Annotated in this window: 1 pseudogene; it reads left to right on the top strand. The window is 46.6% G+C overall.

The window, feature by feature from the left end:
* Positions 1-71: 71 nt before the first annotated feature.
* Positions 72-901 (top strand): annotated as a pseudogene (locus TW84_RS23645) (hypothetical protein); the annotation flags it as partial.

Genomic DNA, 901 nt, shown 5'->3' with positions numbered 1-901 from the left:
TGGTTAAATTGTAATCAATAAATTAAACCGTACAATCGTTAGTATCATTTACGCGTTGAAGGAGGTCTCAGTTGACTCGCATTATTGATATGCACCAACTCACTGTCAGCCATATTGACCAAATCGTTCACCCGTCCAAACTGGCATACTATGACAGGCGTCATCGTAGGATAGACACACACCGTGACGTACTACTGGCTGATAATTTGCGCTGGGGAGATGGTGTGCTTGACGCTTTTGGTAATATAAAGATTGACCTCCCCTCAACGCTAGAAATTAAGCTCAAAAGCCTTGTTGGGATTCCTCTATACGTGGGAATGACATCAAAACCCTTACGCCGCTTGGAGGAACTTGAGGGCGCCCCACCGCCGCCACCGCCTTTTATGTCTGTTCTAGATTACGAAAAGAAATATGGCCCCGTAAAATATGGGCAGTATCCAGACAAGAGGAAATCTAGGGTTTATTCCGAAAGCACCCGTAAAGCGCTATCCGGCCCAACGCTGGAAGACATCGCCGCTGACCCCAGCTTACAAGGCATTCAACCGGTTAATATTGACCCAGTTTCCATGGCAGTTGAAGGCATTGTAGATATGTTGGATGCTGGAAAAAGCTTTACTAATAACCCAACCTTAGGCGGTGTGGCGTCCATCGCAGTATCAGCTGTCCCCGGCAGATATGCAGAGAAAATCGTCGATGAGCTGCCACTGAAAAAACTCGATAACGCGATGGCGAAATCGCTGCGCACCATGAAGCGATTTAAAGTCCCTTGCTTTAAGCCAGGACCAGAGATTAAAAAGAGTTTCAAAGGAAGAGAGCGCGAATTGGAAAGCCATTTCGCTCGTCAATTGAAACATCAGGAAGCGGGCCTTAATGATCTAACGGTCGGCGAGTACATTGAAAA

The sequence above is a fragment of the Vibrio neptunius genome (genome assembly GCF_000967495.1).
GTDB classification, from domain to species: Bacteria; Pseudomonadota; Gammaproteobacteria; order Enterobacterales; family Vibrionaceae; genus Vibrio; species Vibrio neptunius.
This window is presented reverse-complemented; position numbering and strand designations above follow the sequence as displayed.